Origin of the sequence: Nocardia sp. NPDC060259, assembly GCF_042728775.1 — a bacterium.
GTDB lineage: Bacteria > Actinomycetota > Actinomycetes > Mycobacteriales > Mycobacteriaceae > Nocardia.
This window is the reverse complement of sequence record NZ_JBHXAY010000060.1, coordinates 22,904-42,894: the sequence shown is the minus strand read 5'-3', so window position 1 is coordinate 42,894 and position 19,991 is coordinate 22,904. Positions and strand designations below refer to the sequence as shown.

The window sequence follows — 19,991 nt, the reverse complement described above, 5'->3', positions numbered from 1 at the left end:
CCCTGGGGAAGAGAGCTGTCGCAGCCGCGTTCACTCCCACCGGGGGCCTCCCCATACTCCGGTCTGATGGTCGACTTCATCCCTGGGGTCCAGATGGCGAACACGCTCCCGAGCCGGGAGAGCGCGATTGCTGTCGTGCACTGTCCGAATCGTTGTGAACACGTATGCAGATGGGTTGTCCGGAGCGCCGCGCGGGCACTGGTCATGGCTGTAGTGTCGATAATGTGCAGCGACGAATCATGGGGATCGAGACCGAGTTCGGTGTGACATGCACCTTCCACGGTCACCGTCGGCTGTCCCCCGACGAGGTAGCCCGGTACCTGTTCCGCCGGGTGGTGTCCTGGGGCCGTAGCTCTAATGTCTTCCTTCGCAACGGTGCCAGGTTGTACCTCGACGTCGGATCGCATCCCGAGTACGCCACCGCAGAATGCGACAGCCTGGTGCAGCTGGTCACCCACGACCGGGCCGGTGAGCGGGTCCTGGAAGACCTGCTCATAGACGCCGAACAGCGTCTCGCCGAGGAAGGCATCGGCGGCGACATCTACCTGTTCAAGAACAACACCGACTCCGCGGGCAACTCCTACGGCTGCCACGAGAACTTCCTCGTGGTCCGCGCCGGCGAGTTCTCCCGGATCTCCGATGTGTTGCTGCCGTTCCTGGTCACCCGCCAGCTCATCTGCGGTGCGGGCAAGGTCCTGCAGACGCCCAAGGCGGCCACGTTCTGCCTGTCGCAGCGCGCCGAGCACATCTGGGAGGGCGTCTCCTCGGCGACCACCCGCTCGCGCCCGATCATCAACACCCGCGACGAGCCGCACGCCGACGCCGAGAAGTACCGGCGCCTGCACGTGATCGTCGGCGACTCGAACATGGCCGAGCCGACCACCATGCTCAAGGTGGGCACGGCGTCGCTGGTGCTGGAGATGATCGAGGCGGGCGTGTCGTTCCGCGACTTCGCCCTCGACAACCCGATCCGGGCGATCCGCGAGGTCAGCCACGATCTGACCGGCCGCCGTCCGGTGCGGCTGGCCGGTGGACGCCAGGCCAGCGCGCTCGAGATCCAGCGCGAGTACTACGCCCGTGCTGTCGAGCACCTACGCAATCGCGACCGCGATCCGCAGGTCGACGCGGTGGTGGACCTGTGGGGCCGCACTCTCGACGCGGTCGAGGCGCAGGACTTCGCCAAGGTCGACACCGAGATCGACTGGGTGATCAAGCGCAAGCTGTTCCAGCGCTACCAGGACCGCTACAACATGGAGCTGTCCGACCCGAAGATCGCCCAGCTCGACCTGGCCTACCACGACATCAAGCGCGGCCGCGGCGTCTTCGACCTGCTGCAGCGCAAGGGTCTGGCCAAGCGGATCACCGAGGACGAGGCCGTCGACGCCGCGGTGGAGACCCCGCCGCAGACCACGCGGGCCAAGCTGCGCGGCGACTTCATCACCGCTGCTCAGGAGGCAGGCCGCGATTTCACGGTCGACTGGGTGCATCTGAAGTTGAACGATCAGGCGCAGCGCACCGTGCTGTGCAAGGATCCGTTCCGGTCGGTCGACGAGCGCGTCGATCGGCTGATCGCCTCGATGTAGGCGTACCCCCTGAGCAGGGGGGATCTGCGACGGGACCGGTGGCGCATGGGAGCGAATGCGTAGGCGCCACCGGTCCCGTCGTCGCGTACGGGCTCAGCCGGTGCTGACGATGTTCGCGTAGGTGGCGCTCAGGCCGGCGATGAACGAGGTCAGGGCCAGCTCGAAGCTGTCGTCGTCGATCTCCTCGGCCACCGCGCGCAGCAGGTGCGCCTGGTTCAGGTGCGGATAGCGGTCGCGGTAGACCTGCACATCGTCGGCGAACCCGCCCGCGAACGAACCGACCGTCGAGCCCATCACCAGGTAGCGGGTCGCCGCACCGATCATGGTCGCGTAGCGCGGCGGCCAGCCCGCGCCGACCAGGCCGCCGTGCACGGCGTCGGCCGCGCGCAGGTTCTCGGCGCGGCGGCCGGGGCCCGCGGCGAGGTAGGGCACGAAATTCGGGTGCGCGACCAGCGCCGACCGATAGCTGCGCGCCCAGGCGGCCAGTGCCTCGTTCCAGGGCTCGGTGTCGAACGCCGAGGTGTCGACGTGGCTCATGATGCCGGTGGCGATGTCGTCGAACAGGTCGTCCTTGTTCGGGTAATGGCCGTAGAGCGAGGCGGCCTGCACGCCGAGTTCGGCGGCCAGCTTGCGCATGGAGACCTCGGCCAGGCCGTCCCGGTCGATCAGGGTCAGCGCGGTGTCGCGGATGCGCTCGCGGCTCAACAGCGGTACGCGCGGCCGCGCCATGTGCCACTCCTGTCTGCTCGGGGTCCGGTCGGGATACGAACGCTATCACCGATGGGCATTTCGGCCCTTGATTAACCGAACGGCGTTAGGATACGGTGCCCGAGTAAACCTAACACCGTTTGGTTCAGGAGTGGTCCGATGGATCTCGCACTCACACAAGCGCACAGCGATCTGCGCGAGCTCGCCCGCACGTGGGTGGACAAGGAAGTCGTGCCGCATGCCGCGCACTGGGACCGGGAGGAATCGGTCGACCCGGCGATCGTCGGCAAGCTCGGCGCGCTGGGGTTCCTCGGGATCGGGATCGACGAGGAGTACGGCGGTTCCGGCGGTGACGCTCTGGCCTACTGTGTGCTGCTCGAAGAGCTCGGCCGGGGTGACAGCGCGGTGCGCGGCATCGTGTCGGTCTCGCTCGGACTGGTCGGCAAGTCGATAGCGACGTACGGCAGCGAGGAACAGAAGCGCCGCTTCCTGCCGCCGCTGTGCGCGGGCGAGCAGCTGGGCTGCTTCGCGCTCACCGAGCCGGGCACCGGCTCCGATGCCGCGAACCTGATCACCCGCGCCACCCGTGACGGGTCGGACTGGATCATCGACGGCACCAAGATCTTCATCACCAACGGCACCTGGGCCGACGTCGCGCTCGTGTTCGCGCGCACCGGGGGACCGGGGCCGAAGGGCGTGACCGCGTTCCTCGTGCCGACCGATGCCCCGGGCTTCGGCCGCACCGAGATCAAGGGCAAGCTCGGCCTGCGTGGCCAGGCCACCGCCGAACTGGTCCTCGATCGGGTGCGCGTGCCGGATGCGCTGCGCCTCGGCGAGGAGGGGCAGGGGTTCCGGATCGCGATGGCGGCGCTGGACAAGGGCCGCATGGGCGTCGCCGCGGGGTGTGTCGGTCTGGCGCGGGCGTGCCTCGAGGCGGCGGTGCGCTACGCGGGGGAGCGCGAACAGTTCGGCAAGCCGATCGCCGGCTATCAGCTGGTGCAGGAACTGCTCGCCGATATCGCCGTCGAGACCGAGGCCGCGCGCCTGCTGGCGTGGCGCGCGGCCGATCTCGTCGACCGGGGCGAGCCGTTCGGCACGGCGGCGTCGATGGCGAAGCTGTACGCCTCCGAGGCCGCGGTGAAGGCGGCGAACAACGCCATCCAGGTGTTCGGCGGGTACGGCTACATCGATGAGTACCCCGTCGCCAAGTATCTGCGCGACGCGCGCGTGCTGACCCTCTACGAGGGCACCACCCAGATCCAGAAACTGCTCATCGGCCGCGCGCTGACCGGCGTGAACGCCATTGTCTGACACAGGAGTACAACGCATGACCCACAGAACTGCCTTCGTCACCGGGGCGGCCCGCGGCATCGGCGCGGCCACCGCGGCCCGGCTGGCCGCCGCCGGATTCGCGGTCGCCGTCGTCGATCTCGACGCCGACGCCGCCGTCCTGACCGCCGGGAAGATCAACGCGGCGGGCGGTACCGCCATCGGCGTCGGCTGCGATGTCGCCGACGAAGCCTCGGTGGCCGACGCGGTGGCGCGCACCGTCGCCGACCTGGGCTCGCTGGACGTGCTGGTGAACAACGCGGGCGTGCTGCGCGACAACCTGCTGTTCAAGATGTCGGTGGACGACTGGGACACCGTCATGGCGGTGCACCTGCGTGGTGCCTTCCTGTGCAGCAAGGCCGCCCAGAAGCACATGGTGGAACGTGGTGGCGGCGCGATCGTCAACACCTCGAGCGTGTCGGCGCTGGGTAACCGCGGGCAGGCCAACTACGCCGCGGCCAAGGCCGGTATCCAGGGCCTGACCCGCACGCTGGCCATGGAACTCGGCCCGTTCGGTATCCGCGTCAACGCTGTCGCCCCCGGGTTCATCGCCACCGAGATGACCGCCGCCACCGCAGCGCGGATCGGGGTGAGTGCCGAAGAGTTGCAGGCCAAGACAGCCGAGATCACGCCGCTGCGCCGGGTCGGCACGCCCGACGACATCGCCGCGGTTGTCGCGTTCCTCGCCTCCGACGATGCCGGGTTCGTCACCGGCCAGACCGTGTATGTCGACGGCGGACGCCGTCTCTGAAGAGAGATTTCCGGAGATCATCATGCAGCGCACAGTTTTCACCGATGAGCACGAGGCGTTCCGCAAGACGGCGCGCGCGTTCATCGAATCGCAGGTCGTTCCCGTGTACGAGCAGTGGTACGAGGCGGGCATCGTGCCGCGCGAGTTCTACCGCAGTCTGGCCGATCTGGGTGTTTTCGGTATCGAGGTGCCCGAGGAGTACGGCGGCGCCGGGATCGACTCGTTCAAGTTCCAGGCGATCCTCATGGAGGAAACCGCCCGTGCCGGTGTGTCTTTCGGCGGTTCGGGCGTGCACGTCGGGTTGTGCCTTCCCTATCTGAAGAACCTGGCGACCGACGAGCAGAAGCAGCGGTGGCTGCCGGGCTTCGTGTCCGGGGAGATGATGTTCGCCATCGCGATGACCGAGCCGGGCACCGGATCGGACCTGGCGGGCATGCGCACCACCGCGCAGCTGTCCGAGGACGGCACGCACTATGTGCTCAACGGTGCGAAGACGTTCATCACCGGCGGCGTCCATGCCGATCGGGTGATCGTCTGCGCCCGGACCGCTCCGCCGTCGGATTCCGATCGCCGCCACGGCATTTCGCTGTTCGTCGTCGACACGAAGTCGCCGGGGTACACCGTCGGACGCAAGCTCGACAAGCTCGGCTTGAAGGTGTCCGACACCGCCGAACTGTCCTTCACCGACGTGCGGGTGCCGGTCACCGATCTACTCGGCGAACCGCACCGGGGTTTCAGCTACCTCGGGCAGAACCTGCCGCAGGAGCGGCTGTCCATCGCGGTCGGCGCCTACGCCCAGGCCAAGTCCGCGATCCGGTTCGCGCTCGAATACACCAGGGGCCGCACGGTTTTCGGTCAGCCGGTGTCGCACTTCCAGAACACCAAGTTCGAGCTGGCGGCCTGCCGGGCCGAGGTCGACGCCGCCGAAGCCGTGGTCGACCGCGCGCTCGATGCCCTCGACCGCGGCGAACTGACCCCGGCCGATGCCGCCTCGGCGAAGCTGTTCTGCACCGAGATGGCCTCGCGGGTGATCGACCGCTGCCTGCAGCTGCACGGCGGGTACGGCTACATCAACGAGTACCCGGTGGCCCGGTTGTACGCCGACAACCGGGTGAACCGCATCTACGGCGGCACCAGCGAGGTGATGAAGATGATCATCGCCAAGGACATGGGCTTGTGACCGGCCCCGCGTACCTGGTCGACGGCGTCCGCACGCCGTTCGGCCGCTACGGCGGCGCGCTGGCCGCCGTGCGCCCCGACGACCTGGCCGCCCACGTGATCACCGCACTGACGCAACGGCTTCCGGCCGTCGACTGGGCGGCCGTCGACGACGTCGTGTTCGGGTGCGCGAACCAGGCGGGCGAGGACAATCGCAATGTCGCCCGGATGGCGGCACTGCTGGCGGGGCTGCCGGTGGATGTGCCGGGCGTGACCGTCAACCGGCTGTGCGCGTCGGGGCTGGACGCGGTCGGCTACGCGGCAAGAGCGATCAAGGCAGGCGATGCGGATCTGGTGATCGCGGGCGGTGTCGAATCCATGACGCGGGCGCCCTACGTCCTGCCCAAAACCGGTGCTCCCTGGGAACGGTCGGCCCAGCTCGCCGACACCACGCTCGGCTGGCGGTTGGTGAACCCGCGGATGCGGGAGCGGTACGGCATCGACTCGATGCCCGAAACCGCCCAGCACGTCGCCGACGACTACGGCATCGCCCGCGCCGACCAGGACGCGTTCGCGCTGCGCTCCCAGCAGCGGGCGGCCGTGGCGATGGCGCGGGGCAGGCTGGCCCGCGAGATCACCGCGGTACCGATCCCGCGGCGGCGGGGCGAACCCGTCCTCGTCGAGCGCGACGAACATCCGCGCGAGACCAGCATCGAGGCGCTGGCCGGTCTGCGGGCCGTGGTGCCCGGCGGGTCGATCACCGCGGGCAACTCCTCGGGGATCAACGACGGTGCCGCCGCGGTGCTGCTGGCTTCGGAAGCCGCGGTGCGGCGCTACGGCCTGACGCCGCTGGCCGAGGTCGGCGCGGTCACGGTGGCCGGTGTGCCGCCGCGCACCATGGGGATCGGCCCGGTCCCCGCCGTCGAGAAGCTGCTCGCGCGAACAGGTCTTGGTATCGCCGGCATCGACGTCGTCGAACTCAACGAGGCCTTCGCCGCGCAGGCGCTGGCCGTGCTGCGTGGACTCGGCCTGCCCGACGACGCCGAGCACGTGAACCCGAACGGCGGCGCCATCGCCCTCGGTCACCCGCTCGGGGCCAGCGGCGCGCGCCTGGCGCTCACCGCCGCCATCGAGCTCGCCGACCGGGAGGCCCGGCATGCCGTCGCCACGCTGTGCGTCGGCGTCGGGCAGGGCCTCGCGGTCCATCTCCACCGCAGCAGCCGACACTAGGAAACCCCGTGAATGCCACACTCTCCCTGGCGAGCATCCTCGCCGAACCGGCCCGCCGCCGCCCGGACCACCTCGCGCTGATCGAGGGCGAACACCGCATCACCTTCGCCGACCTGTGGCGGCAGGCGCGCGAACAGGCGGGCGCCCTGATCGCGCGCGGGGTCCGTCCCGGTGATCGGGTCGCGCTGCTGTGCCCGAACACCGCGGATTTCCCGCGCGCGTACTTCGCGATCCTCGCCGCAGGCGCGACGGTGGTGCCCGTGCACCTGCTGCTCACCGCACCCGAGATGGAGTACGTCCTGCGCGACAGCGGAGCGTCACTGCTGATCTGTCATCCGATGGTGGCGCGGACCGGCGCCGCGGCGGCGAGTAGCGCGGGGATCGACATCGTCGCCCCCGACGAGCTCGTCGGCGAACCGATTCCGGCGTTCGTCTCGCGCGGGCCGCTCGACACCGCGGTGGTGTTCTATACCAGCGGCACCACCGGCACGCCCAAGGGCGCCGAGCTGAGTCACCTCAACATGGTGATGTGCGCGACGGTGAACACCTTCGACGCCAACGAGATCCACCGCGACGACATCGCCCTCGGCGCGCTGCCGCTGTTCCATGTGTTCGGGCAGACGGTGTCGATGAACTCGCACTGGCGGGTCGGCGGCACGCTGGTGCTCATGCCGAGATTCGATGCGGCTGAAGCGGTCTCGTTGATGGCCGCGGAGAACGTCAACCTCTTCCACGGCGTGCCGACGATGTACATCGCACTGATCGAGGCCGCGGCGAGCGCGCCGGAACTGCCCGCGCTGAAACTGTGCGTCAGCGGCGGCGCGGCGCTACCGGTGGCCGTGCTCGAGGACTTCGAACGGGTATTCCACGCACCGGTGCTCGAGGGTTACGGACTGTCGGAAACCTCGCCGACCGCGGCGGTCAACCAGCCGATCTACGGCACCGAGGCGGGCACCGTCGGACATCCGGTGTGGGGCGTCGACGTGGAGATCGCCGACCCCGCGATCACCGACCGGATCGTGTTGCTGCCGGTCGGGGCGACCGGTGAGGTGGTGGTGCGCGGGCACAACGTGTTCACCGGGTACACCGGCAGACCGGAAGCGACCGCGGCGGCGGTGGTCGACGGGTGGTTCCGCACCGGTGATCTGGGCACACGCGACGAGACCGGCCGGGTGCGGATCGTCGACCGGATCAAGGAGATGATCCTGCGCGGCGGATTCAACGTCTATCCGACCGAGGTCGAGGCGGCGCTGATGCGGCATCCGAGGATCGCGCAGGTCGCCGTGATCGGGGTGCCCGACGAGCATTACGGTGAGGAGATCGTGGCCGTCGTCGTCCCCGACGGTGAGCTGACCGAGCAGGACGTGATCGAGTTCGGCAGAGAACAGGTCGCCAGGTACAAGTACCCGCGCCGCGTCGAGTTCGTCACCGAACTCCCGCTCGGACCCACCCACAAAGTGCTCAAGCGCGAACTGCGCCGTCGATTCGGAGGAGCGGCATGACAACGGATTTCGCCGATTTCGACGCCCTGCGCGCCGCCGCGGGAACCGAGCTCGGCCCCGGTGACTGGATCACGATCGATCAGGACCGGATCGACCGGTTCGCCGAGGCCACCGGTGATCACCAGTGGATCCACGTCGACCCGGTGCGAGCCGCCGCCGGCCCGTACGGCACGACCATCGCGCACGGCTTCCTCACGCTGTCGCTGATCGTGCCGATCACCCAGCAGGTGATGACCGTCAGCGCCGCGAGCGCCGCGATCAACTACGGCCTCGACCGGGTCCGCTTCCTGACACCGGTCCCGGTCGGCAGCCGGATCCGCGGCCGGGTCGCGCTCACCGAGGTCACCGAGGTGCCCGGCGGCGTGCAGGCGCACCGGCGCGTCACGGTCGAACTCGAGGGCGCCGAACGGCCCGCCTGCGTGGCCGACGCCATCGCCCGCTACCTGAGCTGACCACGCCGACCGGCGGCACGGACGAGATCGTGCCGCCGGTCGCTAGTCGTCGTCGGCCAGGTACCGCTCGACCGTCTCCACCTTCGCGGTGAGCATGTCGGTGACGCCCGGCCGCAGATCGGCTTTCAGGACCAGGCTGCACCGCGGTGCGACCGCGAGAATCGCGTCGCAGGCCGCCTTCACCACGGCCATCACCTCGTCCCAGTCACCCTCGATCGTGGTGAACATCGCATCGGTGCGGTTCGGCAGCCCCGAGGCCCGCACCACGCGCACCGCCGCCGCCACGGCTTCCCCGACCGACCCGTCGGCCTTGGCCGCGCCACTGGGCGCCACGGAGAACGCGACAAGCATGGTGATCCTTTCGCTACGGGTACCCGGATCATCATGCCGCCCCGCCGGGCCCGCAACCGTGCGCCGACGCGCCGTGACCGCAGCGCGACCATTACCCTCTATCGCGTGGCGATATCCAAGGTCGAGCGGCTGATGAATCTGGTCATCGCGCTGCTGTCGACCCGGCAGTTCCTGAGCGCGGAGCGCATTCGCGCCAGCGTGGCCGGTTACGAGGACTCCGCGACCGACGAGGCGTTCAGCCGGATGTTCGAGCGCGACAAGAACGAACTGCGCGATCTGGGCATTCCGCTGGAAGTCGGTCCGGTGGGGCGGTTCTCGACACTCGAGGGATACCGGATCAACCGGGACGCCTACGAACTGCCCGACATCGACCTGTCCAGCGAGGAAGCGGCCGCGGTCGCGGTCGCCGTGCAGATGTGGGCGTCGCCGGAACTCGCGAGCGCCGCCGAGGGCGCGCTGCTGAAGCTGCGCGCGGCGGGCGTCACCGTCGAAACCGAGAACGTCGGGGTGTCGGTGCCCGCGGTCCCCGCCCGCACCCGCGGATCCGAGCCCGTGCTGCGCGAGCTGCTCGCCGCGATCGACGCAGGGCAGGCGGTGCGCTTCGGGCACCACAGCGCCGTCACCGATCCGTTCGTCACCCGGGATGTCGAGCCGTGGGGTGTGGTCACCCGGCACGGTCGCTGGTACCTGGTCGGGCACGATCGGGAGCGTGCCGCCGTGCGGACCTTCCGGCTGTCCCGCATCGGCGGCGAGGTCACCCCGTACGGTCCGCACAACGCGGTCCGCAAACCCGAGGACGCCGACCTGCGCGCCATCGTCGACCGCGTCACCGGTGACGCGCCCGTCACCGGATCGGCCACCGTGTGGGTCGCCAAGGGCCGCGGACGCGAGCTGCGCCGCATCGGCACCGAGGTCGGCACCAGGGAACTCGGTGGCCGCGACGGGTCGGTCGTGGAAGTCCCGGTCCGCTCGCGCGACTGGGTGGCCCGCCTGATCACCGGCCTCGGCCCCGACGTGCTCGTGCTTGATCCACCGGAACTGCGCGCCGACGTGATGAACCGGCTACGGTCGGTACTCGACCACACGGAGGTGACGTCGTGAGTTCGCGCCTGTCCCTACGCCTTTCGCGCCTGTTGAACATGGTGCCGTACCTGCTCGCGCACCCGGGCATCAGCGCGGCCGAGGCCGCCGCCGAGCTCGGCGTGACCACCAAGCAGCTGATGAGCGACCTGAATCAGCTGTGGATGTGCGGGCTGCCCGGCTACGGGCCCGGCGACCTGATCGACCTGTCGTTCTCCGAGGAGAGCATCGAGGTCACCTTCTCCGCGGGCATCGAAAGGCCACTACGACTGACCTCCACCGAGGCGACCGCGCTGCTGGTTGCGCTGCGCTCCATCGTGGAGATGCCGGGCATGGTCGACCCGACCGCCGCGCACGCCGCGATCGCCAAGATCGAATCGGCCATCGCCAGCAGCGACGCCGTCGTCACCGGCAAGCCCGTCGACGTGCCCGTGGAGCAGCCGGTCGTCGCCACCGTGCGCGCCGCGCTCGCCGACACCCGCGCCGTGCGTCTGGTCTACTACTCGGCCAGCCGCGACGAGGTCTCGGAGCGGATCGTCGACCCCATCCGGGTGGTGCTGGTCGACAACAACAGCTACCTGCAGGGGTGGTGCAGGCAGGCCGAGGGCGTCCGGCTGTTCCGGTTCGACCGGATCGAGGACGCCACCGAACTCGACGAACCCGCCCGCCCGCCCAGCCACGCCGCCACCGACGCGGCCGCCCTCGACCTGTTCCAGGACGATCCCGACGTGCCGCTGGCCAGGCTGCGGATCCGCGCCGACTACGCCTGGGTGCTCGACCAGTACCCGATGCACCGCATCCAGTCCAGGCCCGACGGCAGCATCGAGGCGGGCATGCGGTTCGCGACCGCGGACTGGATGGCGCGACTGCTGCTCGGCTTCGGCACGGGCGTGAGCGTGCTTGGCCCACCGGAGCTGGTGGCGGCGGTGCGTGACCGGGCCGACGCGGCACTGGCCGCGTACGCGGCCGCCGGACTGCCGGGGGAGACCGAACCCGCGTGAACCAGCGAGTACTGGTCCTCGGCGCCGGCAGCATCGGGGTCTTCATCGGCGGTCATCTGGCCGCGGCCGGCATGGAAGTGATCTTCGTCGGGCGTCAGCGTGTCCTCGACGACATCGCCGAGCACGGTCTGCACCTGACCGACCTCGACGGCGGCGTCACCGACGTCCCGCCCGACCGCTTCGGGCTGGCCCTGGAACCGGACGAACCGGAACTGGCCGACCTCGTCCTCGTCACCGTGAAATCCGCCGCCACCGCGGCGGTAGCCAGGACCGTCGCGGGCAGGCTGCGCCCCGGCACCCCGGTGGTGAGCCTGCAGAACGGCATCGGCAACGACACCCTGATCCGGGAGATCCTGCCCACCAGCATCGTGCTGGCGGGCATGGTGATGTTCAATGTCGTGCACCGCGACCACGGCCGTTTCCACCGGGCCAGCGACGGCGTCGTGGCGATCCAGGACGACCCGGTGGTCGACCGGTTCGCCGAGCGCTTCCGGGCCGCGGGCCTGCCGCTGCGCCGCCATCGCGACCTGCGTCCGGTGCAGTGGGCCAAGCTGCTGCTCAACCTGAACAACCCGATCAACGCGCTCTCGGGGCGTCCGCTGCGCGAAGAACTCGCCGAGCGTGACTACCGGCGCTGCCTCGCGCTCACCCAGGCCGAAGCGCTCGCGGTGATGAACACTGCGCGAATTCGGCCCGCCCAGCTGACGCCGGTACCGCCCGAGCTGATGGTGCATCTGCTGCGTGTGCCCGACTCGATCTTCCGCCGGGTGTTCGGCCGGGTACTGGCCATCGACCCGCTCGCCCGCTCGTCCATGGCCGACGACCTTGCCCTGGGCAGGCGCACGGAAATCGCGTGGCTGTGCGGTGAAATCGTGCGCCTCGGCGAGATGGTCGGGCGCCCGACGCCGGTCAACCGCAGGCTCACCGAGCTGATCCGCAATGCCGAATCCGGGGACACCCGGCGGTTCAGCGGAAGCCGGTTGTTCGCGGAGCTGACCGGGGCGGCTGCCGCCGTGCAGGGTTGAACGCGTGGCGAACACCGCTGCGGGTGACCGGTCACCACCGCCGCGGTGCAGGTAGCATCGGTAATCACCACAGTCTTTGGAGGTATCTGATAATGGGCACGTTCAGCTGGACGCACCTGCTGATCATCGCGTTGCTGTTCGTCCTGCTCTTCGGCGCGAAGCGGCTGCCGGACGCGGCGCGCGGTCTCGGCCGGTCGCTGCGGATCTTCAAGAGCGAGGTCGGGCAGATGCAGTCGGAGTCGGCCACGCAGGCCAATCCGCCCGCCCCGCAGGCGCCGCAGCAGCAGCTGCCCGCGTCCGCCCCGCAGGCGCAGACCCCGATCGTCGAACCGCAGCCGGGCCAGAAGTCGGTCTGACCTCGGTGTTCACCCCGGAGCGCGGATAACGCTCCGGGGCTGAGTGCTGTTTCGCGAGCAACCGCCGACGTCGAGGGTTAGAGGCCACCACCCACCATGCGCATTCCGTTCGATCCACGGCGCAGCAAGCGCAGGACGAATCCCGACGGCACCATGTCGTTGGTCGAGCACCTGCAGGAACTGCGCACCCGGCTGTTGCTGGCGCTGGCCGCGATCGCGGTCACCACGCTGATCGGCTTCTTCTGGTACGCGCATTCCCTCTTCGGCCTCGAGAGCCTCGGCGAGATCCTGCGCGGGCCCTACTGTTCGCTGCCGGAATCGGCGCGCGCGAGCCTGAGCCCCGACGGCGCCTGCCGCCTGCTGGCGACCGCGCCGTTCGAGCAGTTCATGTTGCGCTTGAAGGTCGGCTTCACTGCGGGCGTGGTCATGGCGGCGCCGTTCTGGCTGTACCAGCTGTGGGCGTTCATCACCCCCGGCCTGTACGCGAAGGAACGCAAGTACGCGGTCGGGTTCGTTGTCTCGGGCACGGTGCTGTTCGTGACGGGCGCGGTGCTGGCCTACGTCGTCGTCTCGCACGCGTTGTCGTTCCTGTTGACCATCGGTGACAACGTCCAGATCACCGCGCTCAGCGGTACCCAGTACTTCGGCTTCATCATCCAGTTGCTGATCATCTTCGGCGTCAGCTTCGAGACGCCACTGGTGATCATCGGGCTGAACCTGGTCGGCGTGCTGCCCTACGTCAAGCTCAAGGCGTGGCGGCGCGGCATCATCTTCGGCCTGTTCGTCTTCGCCGCGATCGTGACACCGCAGGACCCGTTCTCGATGCTGGCGCTGGCCATCGCGCTGACGGTCCTGTTCGAGCTGGCGGTGCAGTTCGCCCGCTTCAACGACGCCCGCCGGGCCCGTCGCGCGGCGAACGAGGGCTGGGGCGCGCTCTCGGACGAGGAAGCCTCGCCGCTGGACACCCCGGAACCCGTCCGGCCCGCCGACCCGGTCGCCGACCCTGAGAAAACCACCCGTCCGGTGTCGGACTACTCCGATACGCTCTGACGGGTGACCGATTCTCCCGCGCGGGCCAACGAGTTGGCGCAGTTCGCCAGCGAAATCTCGTTCGATCTCGACCCATTCCAGCGGACCGCCTGCGCGGCGCTGGAAGACGGGCACAGCGTGCTCGTCTGCGCCCCGACCGGCGCGGGCAAGACGATCGTCGGTGAATTCGCGGTCCACATGGCGCTGGCCTCGGGCGGCAAATGCTTCTACACCACGCCGATCAAGGCACTGTCGAACCAGAAGTTCGCCGACCTGACCGCACGCTACGGCCGCGACAGCGTCGGCCTGCTCACCGGTGACCAGTCGATCAACCCCGACGCACCGGTGGTCGTGATGACCACCGAAGTGCTGCGCAACATGCTCTACGCGTCCTCGGATTCGCTGCGCGGACTGTCCTACGTGGTGATGGACGAGGTGCACTACCTGGCCGACCGGTTCCGCGGCGCGGTGTGGGAGGAAGTCATCCTGCACCTGTCGCCGGACGTGCGGCTGGTGAGTCTGTCGGCGACGGTGTCCAACGCCGAGGAGTTCGGCGCGTGGATGGAGACCGTGCGCGGCGACACCGCGGTGGTGGTCGACGAGACCAGGCCGGTGCCGCTGTGGCAGCACGTGATGGTCGGCAGACGGATGTTCGACCTGTTCGACACGAAATCCAGCGACCAGAAGGTGCTGGTCGACGAAGACCTCGTGCGGTTCATCCGCCAGCGCGAAGCCGCCGACCGGATGCAGGGCTACGGCGGCCCGCGCGGTCGTGGCGCGCGCGGTAACTTCCGCCCGCTGCCGCGCCCGGAGGTGCTGGCCCGCCTCGACGAGGAAGGCCTGCTGCCCGCGATCACGTTCATCTTCAGCCGCGCGGGCTGCGACGGCGCGCTGGCGCAGTGCCTGCGGGCGCGACTCGACCTGAGCAGGCCGGACGAGGCCGAACGGATCGACGAGATCATCGAGAAGCACACCGGCGACCTGCCCAAGGGTGATCTGGAAGTGCTCGGCTACTGGGAGTGGCGCGAGGCGCTGCACCGCGGGCTGGCCGCGCACCACGCGGGCATGCTGCCCGCGTTCCGGCACACCGTGGAGGAACTGTTCGTCAAGGGCCTGGTGCGCGCGGTCTTCGCCACCGAGACCCTGGCCCTCGGCATCAACATGCCGGCGCGGACCGTCGTGCTCGAGCGCCTGGTGAAGTTCAACGGTGAATCCCACGCCGAGCTGACCCCGGGCGAGTACACGCAGCTCACCGGGCGCGCGGGCAGGCGCGGCATCGACATCGAGGGTCACGCGGTGGTGCTGTGGCAGCCCGAGGTCGACACCAGCGCGGTCGCCGGCCTGGCCTCCACCCGCACCTATCCGCTGCGCAGCTCGTTCCGGCCGGGCTACAACATGTCGATCAACCTGATCGACCGGATGGGCGCGCAGGAGGCGCGGGCGCTGCTCGAGCGGTCCTTCGCCCAGTTCCAGGCCGACCGGTCGGTGGTCGGGCTGGTGCGTGGCATCGAACGCAATCAGGGCGCGATGCGCAAGCTGGAGAGTCAGCTCGGCGGCGTCGACGGCGGGTTCATGGAGTACCTGTCGTTGCGGGAGCGGATCAAGCAGCGCGAGCGCGAGATCCAGCAGCAGGGCAGGGCCGACCGGCGCGGCGCCGCGGTGAAGGCGCTGATCGAACTGCGCCGCGGTGACGTGGTGGCGATCCCGTCGGGCAGGCGAGCCGGGCTCGCGGTGATCCTGGAACCCGATCAGACCCCCGGCGACCCGCGTCCGCTGGTGCTCACCGAAGACCACTGGGCGGGCCGGGTCTCGGCGGCCGACTTCCCCGTTCCCGCCGAAGCGCTGGGCCACATGCGGTTGCCGCGGCGCGTCGATCACCGGACCGCCCGCATCCGCCGCGACCTCGCCTCGGCGCTGCGCAGCACCGGCATCTCCGCGCCGGGCAGGCGCAGGCGCAACGACCACACCCGCGCCGGCGAGGATCGTGAACTCTCGACCCTGCGCCGCAGCCTGCGCTCGCACCCGGCGCACACCCGGCCCGATCGGGAACAGCTCAGCCGCACCGGCGAGCGGTACGCCCGGCTCGCGCGCGAGACCGAGACGATGCGCCAGAAGGTTGCCGCGACGACGAATTCGCTGGCGCGCACCTTCGACCGGATCGTCGGGCTGCTCGAGGAACGCGGGTTCGTCGAGCGCGGTGAAGTGACCGCCGACGGCAGGCGCCTGGCCCGGATCTACGCCGAGAGCGACCTGGTCGTCGCCGAGGTGCTGCGGCAGGGGCTGTGGCGCGGACTCGGCCCGGCCGAGCTCGCCGCGGTGGTGTCCACGCTGGTCTACGAGTCGCGCCAGGAGGGCGGCTTCCTGACCGCGTCCGGCCCGACCGAGCCGATCCGCAGGGCCGTCGGCGCCACCATCGAGGTGTGGACGCAGCTGCGTGCCGACGAGGCGCGGCACAAGCTGCCGCCGACTCGCGAACCCGACCTCGGCTTCGTCACCGGCGTCTACAAGTGGGCCCGTGGTGACGCATTGGCCGAGGCGTTGCTGGCCAGCGGCGATCAGGGCACGCCGCTGTCGGCGGGTGATTTCGTGCGTTGGTGCAGGCAGGTCATCGACCTGCTCGACCAGATCCACAACACCGCCGACGATCCCGAGATCGCGGCCACCGCGGCCAAGGCCGTGCGCGCCGTCCGGAGAGGTGTCGTCGCGGTGGACGCCGCGTAGTCGATACGTCTGTGATTTGATTTCCTGGCGTACCGACCGTGATGGCGGAGTCGTGCGAAAGCGGCTGGCCTGGCGCGGGGGGCTACCGTATGTACAACGATGCGAGTGGAGGCGAGTGGATGAGCGGCCCGTACGGACCGAATGGCCCAGGGGAGGGAAGCAACGATCCCACCCAGCACTGGGGAGGTCAGCAAGGGGCCGGTGGCGCCGGTCCCACCCAGCACTGGGGTGGAGCGGCACAGCCACCGCAGCAGCCGCAGCAGGCCCAGCCCACCCAGCACTGGGGTGACCCGAACGCACAGCAGCAGCCGCAGCAGCAGTGGGGACAGCAGCCGCCCCAGCAGCCGCAGCAGCCCGGCCAGCAGCCGCAGTGGGGGCAGCAGCCGCAGCAGCCGACCGGTCCGCAGCAGCAGTGGGGCCAGACCCAGCCGCCGCCGCAGGACTGGAATGCCCAGGCGGGCAACGCCGGACAGCAGTGGGGCCAGCAGCAGCCCGCGCAGCAGTGGGGCCAGCAGCCGCAGCAGCAGTGGGGCCAGCAGCCCCAGCTGCAGCCGGCCTCCGGTGGCAAGGGCAAGGGCCTGGTGATCGGCCTCGTCGCGGCAGGCGTGCTGGTGCTCGCCGCCGTCGTCGCCCTGCTCCTGTTCGTGTTCTCCTCCGACGAACTCGACAATGCCGCGGTGCAGGACGGCGTCGCGCGCGTGCTGAAGGACTCCTACGGCATCGCCGACGTGACCGACGTGTCGTGCCCCTCCGGTCAGGCAGTGGAGGTCGACGCGACCTTCACCTGCGACCTGAAGGTCAGCGGCGAGGCGAAGAAGGTCACCGTCAAGATCACCAAGGACGACGGCACCTACGAGGTCGGCCGCCCGAACTAGGCTGCCGCACCCCGGGTTCCGGGCCGTCCGCGAGCACGCGGGCGGCTCGGTGTCGTCTCTGCGTCACCCGGCGCGGTGCACCGCCGTCAGCGCGGTGACCAGGCGGGTGATCGGGCTCTCGGCGTTGTAGGTGGTGGCCAGTTCCAGGAGCCGGTCCGGGTCGGCAGGGGTCGCCGGCAGCGTGTCCGGGCCGGACAGGATCACCTCGGCATCGCGCACGACCTGGACCACCGGCGCTGCGACCTTCAGATAGTCCTGTGCCGCAACCAGTTTCGCCCGCACACCCTTGGCCAGGTCGGAACCGGGGTCGTCCACCGCCGCCAGCAGCGCGTCCAGCGAGCCGAACTTCGAGATCAGCTGGGCGGCCGACTTGTCCCCGATGCCTGCGACACCGGGCAGGCCGTCGGAGGCGTCACCGCGCAGAGTGGCCATATCGGCGTAGGCAGGGCCCGCGTTCTGTTCGGGCACACCGTATTTCGCGGACACCTCGGCGGGACCGAACAACTCGGCCTTGGCCAGCCCGCGGCCCGCGTAGAGGACCCGCACGGGCGGGGCCGGGTCGTCGCGGACCAGCTGCAGCAGGTCACGGTCACCGCTGACGACCACGACCGGATCCGTGCGTTCCCGGCTGGCGAGCGTGCCGAGCACGTCGTCGGCCTCGAGCCCCTCCGCGCCGCCGGTGCAGATGCCCGCTGCGGCGAGCACCTCCAGGATCATCTCCACCTGCGGGGTGAGCGTGTCGGGCACTTCCTCGGCGCCGGGCGCCGCGCCGCTGCTGGTGTCGAGCCGGTGCGCCTTGTAGGACGGCACCAACGCGACCCGGAACGGTGGCCGCCAGTCCAGGTCGAGCCCGACGACGAGCCTGCTCGGCCGGTGCTTGGTGATCAGCGAGGCCACCATGTCGGTGAAACCGCGCAGCGCGTTCACCGAGCGCCCGTCGGCGCCCCTGAGCTTGTCGGGAATCGCGTAGTAGGCGCGGAACCAGAGGCTGGCGCCGTCGAGGATCAACAGGGGTCCGCGGGAGGTCTGGTCAACGGTCACACCGGTGATTGTGCCCCGAAGGCGGGTCCCGGTGCCCGTGACGGCGCCGTCCTGGTCGCGACGGGACCGTGTGGCACGATCCGATTCCGCTCCGGTTGCCGATACTGCGACGGTGGGTGCGGGGCGGGTAACGTCGCATCCCATGAGCGCGCAGACGGAGGCAAGGTTCGCGGCGGAGGTCTACGGCAGTCGACTGGAGCGGGCGGTCGAGGGGATGCGCGCGGCGCATCTGGACGCCCTGCTCATCACGCCGGGCCCCGACCTGCAGTATCTGATCGGTTCGAGGGCCCAGTCCTTCGAGCGGCTCACCTGCCTGGTGATCACCTCCGACGGGGCGACCCCGGCGGTCGTGATCCCGAAACTCGAACTGGCGTCGCTGGCGGAGTCGGCGGCCGGTGAACTCGGGTTGCGGGTGCTGGACTGGGTCGACGGCATCGATCCCTACCAGCTGGTGCACTCGACGCTGCACGCCGGTTCCCGCATCGCCGTTGCCGAGACCATGCCCGCGCTGCACCTGATCCCGCTGGCCCAGTCCACCACCGGTCTGCCCGCCTCGGCGACACCGGTGCTGCGGCGATCGCGGATGATCAAGGACGACGCCGAGATCGCGGCGCTGCGCCGGGCGGGCGCGGCCATCGACCGGGTGCACGCCCGGATGGGGGAGTTCCTGCGCCCGGGGCGCACCGAAGCCGAGGTCGCCGCCGACATCACCGCCGCGATCATCGAGGAGGGCCACACCGAGGCGGCGTTCGTGATCGTCGGCAGCGGCCCGCATGGCGCCGACCCGCACCACGAGGTCTCCGATCGGACGATCGAGAAGGACGACGTGGTCGTCATCGACATCGGCGGTCCCGTCGAGCCCGGCTACTTCTCCGACTCCACCCGCACCTATGTGCTCGGCACCCCGGGCAAGCAGGTCGCCGAGCAGGTGGCCCTGCTCGAGGCCGCCCAGGCGGCCGCTGTGGCCGCTGTGCGCCCCGGGGTGACCGCGGAGTCCATCGACGCCGCCGCGCGCACGATGCTGGCCGAGGCGGGCCTTGGCGATGCCTTCGTGCACCGCACCGGCCACGGCATCGGCCTGTCGGTGCACGAGGAGCCCTACATCGTGGCGGGCAACGACCTGGTGCTCGAGCCCGGCATGGCGTTCAGCATCGAACCGGGCATCTACTTCCGCGGCAAGTGGGGCGCCCGCATCGAGGACATCGTGGTGGTCACCGAGGACGGCGCCGAGTCGATGAACAACCGCCCGCACGGTCTGACGGTGCTGTAAGCGGTTCGCGCACAGGCAATGTCAGGGCGTGGGCAGGCGCCCGCGCGGTGCGGCCGGGCGCAGGCTATTTCAGCGTGCTCGACGACAGCACCCGGCGCACCTTGATCGCGACGACGACACGCGTCGGGTTCTCGCGCGGCACCCGGTAGCGCTCGGTATAGCGGCGCACGGCCTCCGCGACGTCGTCGGCCTCGCCGAGTACCGTCGCGGGCCCCTCGAGCGTGAGCCAGCGCGCACCGTCGACCTGGCTCACCGCCGCATAGCCACCGCGTCCGGCATTGCGTGCCTTCACCGACGCGCCGTCGGTGATCACGCGGGCGATTCCGCTCTCGGGATCCCAGGTGAAGCCCACCGCGACGACGTGCGGAGTCCCGTCGGCGCGCAGGGTGGTGAGGGTGGCGAGGTGCCGCTCGGCGACGAATTCGAGGGCGGCGGGGGAGAGTTGTGCGGTGGCGGTCGGCATGGGGAAAACGGTAGCCGGGCCCATCGGGGGCCGGGTCCGCGGGTTTCGGCCCGCGACATGGATCTG

19 protein-coding genes are annotated in these 19,991 nt (G+C 70.0%); 15 read left to right on the top strand and 4 right to left on the bottom strand.

Going from position 1 to position 19,991, the window contains the following annotated elements:
- Positions 1–224 precede the first annotated feature (224 nt).
- Entirely contained in the window at positions 225–1,583 is a 1,359-nt protein-coding gene (gene pafA, locus ACFWF2_RS21395) for a Pup--protein ligase (RefSeq protein ID WP_355275500.1), read from the top strand.
- A 93-nt stretch (positions 1,584–1,676) separates the two neighbouring features.
- Here pafA and ACFWF2_RS21390 read toward each other — a convergent pair whose 3' ends face one another.
- Positions 1,677–2,312, bottom strand: coding sequence for a TetR/AcrR family transcriptional regulator (locus tag ACFWF2_RS21390; RefSeq protein ID WP_379309190.1), 636 nt, complete (start codon positions 2,310–2,312; stop codon positions 1,677–1,679).
- Between the two features lie 138 nt (positions 2,313–2,450).
- Between ACFWF2_RS21390 and ACFWF2_RS21385 the strand changes: the two genes are divergently transcribed.
- The 6 genes from ACFWF2_RS21385 to ACFWF2_RS21360 are packed head-to-tail and all read left to right on the top strand — an operon-like array spanning position 2,451 to position 8,713.
- Positions 2,451–3,602, top strand: a complete 1,152-nt coding sequence (locus tag ACFWF2_RS21385) for an acyl-CoA dehydrogenase family protein (RefSeq protein WP_379309189.1) — start codon at positions 2,451–2,453, stop codon at positions 3,600–3,602.
- A 16-nt stretch (positions 3,603–3,618) separates the two neighbouring features.
- Complete coding sequence (gene fabG, locus ACFWF2_RS21380; protein WP_379309188.1) at positions 3,619–4,371, top strand: 3-oxoacyl-ACP reductase FabG; 753 nt, start codon at positions 3,619–3,621, stop codon at positions 4,369–4,371.
- Between the two features lie 22 nt (positions 4,372–4,393).
- Positions 4,394–5,551 carry an acyl-CoA dehydrogenase family protein gene (locus ACFWF2_RS21375; protein WP_379309187.1) on the top strand — a complete coding sequence of 386 codons (1,158 nt, stop codon included), beginning with the start codon at positions 4,394–4,396 and terminating at the stop codon, positions 5,549–5,551.
- Complete coding sequence (pcaF, locus tag ACFWF2_RS21370; RefSeq protein WP_379309185.1) at positions 5,548–6,759, top strand: 3-oxoadipyl-CoA thiolase; 1,212 nt, start codon at positions 5,548–5,550, stop codon at positions 6,757–6,759. The genes ACFWF2_RS21375 and pcaF overlap by 4 nt, the downstream gene beginning before the upstream one ends.
- Positions 6,760–6,767: 8 nt before the next feature.
- Positions 6,768–8,261 (top strand): long-chain fatty acid--CoA ligase, encoded by a 1,494-nt coding sequence (locus ACFWF2_RS21365; RefSeq protein WP_379309184.1) that lies wholly within the window; start codon positions 6,768–6,770, stop codon positions 8,259–8,261.
- Positions 8,258–8,713 carry a MaoC family dehydratase gene (locus tag ACFWF2_RS21360; RefSeq protein ID WP_379309183.1) on the top strand — a complete coding sequence of 152 codons (456 nt, stop codon included), beginning with the start codon at positions 8,258–8,260 and terminating at the stop codon, positions 8,711–8,713. Before ACFWF2_RS21365 ends, ACFWF2_RS21360 begins: the two co-directional genes overlap by 4 nt.
- A gap of 42 nt (positions 8,714–8,755) precedes the next feature.
- Here ACFWF2_RS21360 and ACFWF2_RS21355 read toward each other — a convergent pair whose 3' ends face one another.
- Positions 8,756–9,064: an MTH1187 family thiamine-binding protein gene (locus ACFWF2_RS21355; RefSeq protein ID WP_379309182.1), complete on the bottom strand. Its 309-nt coding sequence runs from the start codon at positions 9,062–9,064 to the stop codon at positions 8,756–8,758.
- Positions 9,065–9,169: 105 nt separating this feature from the next.
- Here ACFWF2_RS21355 and ACFWF2_RS21350 point away from each other — a divergent pair, with 105 nt between their 5' ends.
- From ACFWF2_RS21350 to ACFWF2_RS21320, 7 genes are all read left to right on the top strand, one after another.
- Positions 9,170–10,165 carry a helix-turn-helix transcriptional regulator gene (locus tag ACFWF2_RS21350; protein ID WP_379309181.1) on the top strand — a complete coding sequence of 332 codons (996 nt, stop codon included), beginning with the start codon at positions 9,170–9,172 and terminating at the stop codon, positions 10,163–10,165.
- Positions 10,162–11,145, top strand: a complete 984-nt coding sequence (locus tag ACFWF2_RS21345) for a helix-turn-helix transcriptional regulator (protein WP_379309180.1) — start codon at positions 10,162–10,164, stop codon at positions 11,143–11,145. The genes ACFWF2_RS21350 and ACFWF2_RS21345 overlap by 4 nt, the downstream gene beginning before the upstream one ends.
- Positions 11,142–12,170: a 2-dehydropantoate 2-reductase gene (locus ACFWF2_RS21340; protein ID WP_379309179.1), complete on the top strand. Its 1,029-nt coding sequence runs from the start codon at positions 11,142–11,144 to the stop codon at positions 12,168–12,170. Before ACFWF2_RS21345 ends, ACFWF2_RS21340 begins: the two co-directional genes overlap by 4 nt.
- A gap of 92 nt (positions 12,171–12,262) precedes the next feature.
- The gene (tatA, locus tag ACFWF2_RS21335) at positions 12,263–12,526 is read left to right on the top strand and encodes a Sec-independent protein translocase subunit TatA (protein ID WP_378850534.1); all 264 of its coding nucleotides are present in this window, start codon (positions 12,263–12,265) and stop codon (positions 12,524–12,526) included.
- A gap of 96 nt (positions 12,527–12,622) precedes the next feature.
- Positions 12,623–13,576: a twin-arginine translocase subunit TatC gene (gene tatC, locus ACFWF2_RS21330; protein ID WP_379309178.1), complete on the top strand. Its 954-nt coding sequence runs from the start codon at positions 12,623–12,625 to the stop codon at positions 13,574–13,576.
- Between the two features lie 3 nt (positions 13,577–13,579).
- Positions 13,580–16,276, top strand: a complete 2,697-nt coding sequence (locus tag ACFWF2_RS21325) for a DEAD/DEAH box helicase (protein ID WP_379309177.1) — start codon at positions 13,580–13,582, stop codon at positions 16,274–16,276.
- A gap of 119 nt (positions 16,277–16,395) precedes the next feature.
- On the top strand, positions 16,396–17,151 hold the full coding sequence (locus tag ACFWF2_RS21320; protein ID WP_379309176.1) for a DUF4333 domain-containing protein: 756 nt from the start codon (positions 16,396–16,398) through the stop codon (positions 17,149–17,151).
- 63 nt (positions 17,152–17,214) lie between these two features.
- On the opposite strand, the gene ACFWF2_RS21315 is transcribed toward ACFWF2_RS21320, so the two are convergent.
- Positions 17,215–18,192 carry a 5'-3' exonuclease H3TH domain-containing protein gene (locus ACFWF2_RS21315; protein WP_379309175.1) on the bottom strand — a complete coding sequence of 326 codons (978 nt, stop codon included), beginning with the start codon at positions 18,190–18,192 and terminating at the stop codon, positions 17,215–17,217.
- Between the two features lie 142 nt (positions 18,193–18,334).
- Between ACFWF2_RS21315 and ACFWF2_RS21310 the strand changes: the two genes are divergently transcribed.
- On the top strand, positions 18,335–19,462 hold the full coding sequence (locus ACFWF2_RS21310) for a M24 family metallopeptidase (protein WP_379309174.1): 1,128 nt from the start codon (positions 18,335–18,337) through the stop codon (positions 19,460–19,462).
- 64 nt (positions 19,463–19,526) lie between these two features.
- Here the strand turns inward: ACFWF2_RS21310 and ACFWF2_RS21305 are convergent, their stop codons facing one another.
- Positions 19,527–19,925 carry a PPOX class F420-dependent oxidoreductase gene (locus ACFWF2_RS21305; protein WP_379309173.1) on the bottom strand — a complete coding sequence of 133 codons (399 nt, stop codon included), beginning with the start codon at positions 19,923–19,925 and terminating at the stop codon, positions 19,527–19,529.
- Between the last annotated feature and the right edge of the window lie 66 nt (positions 19,926–19,991).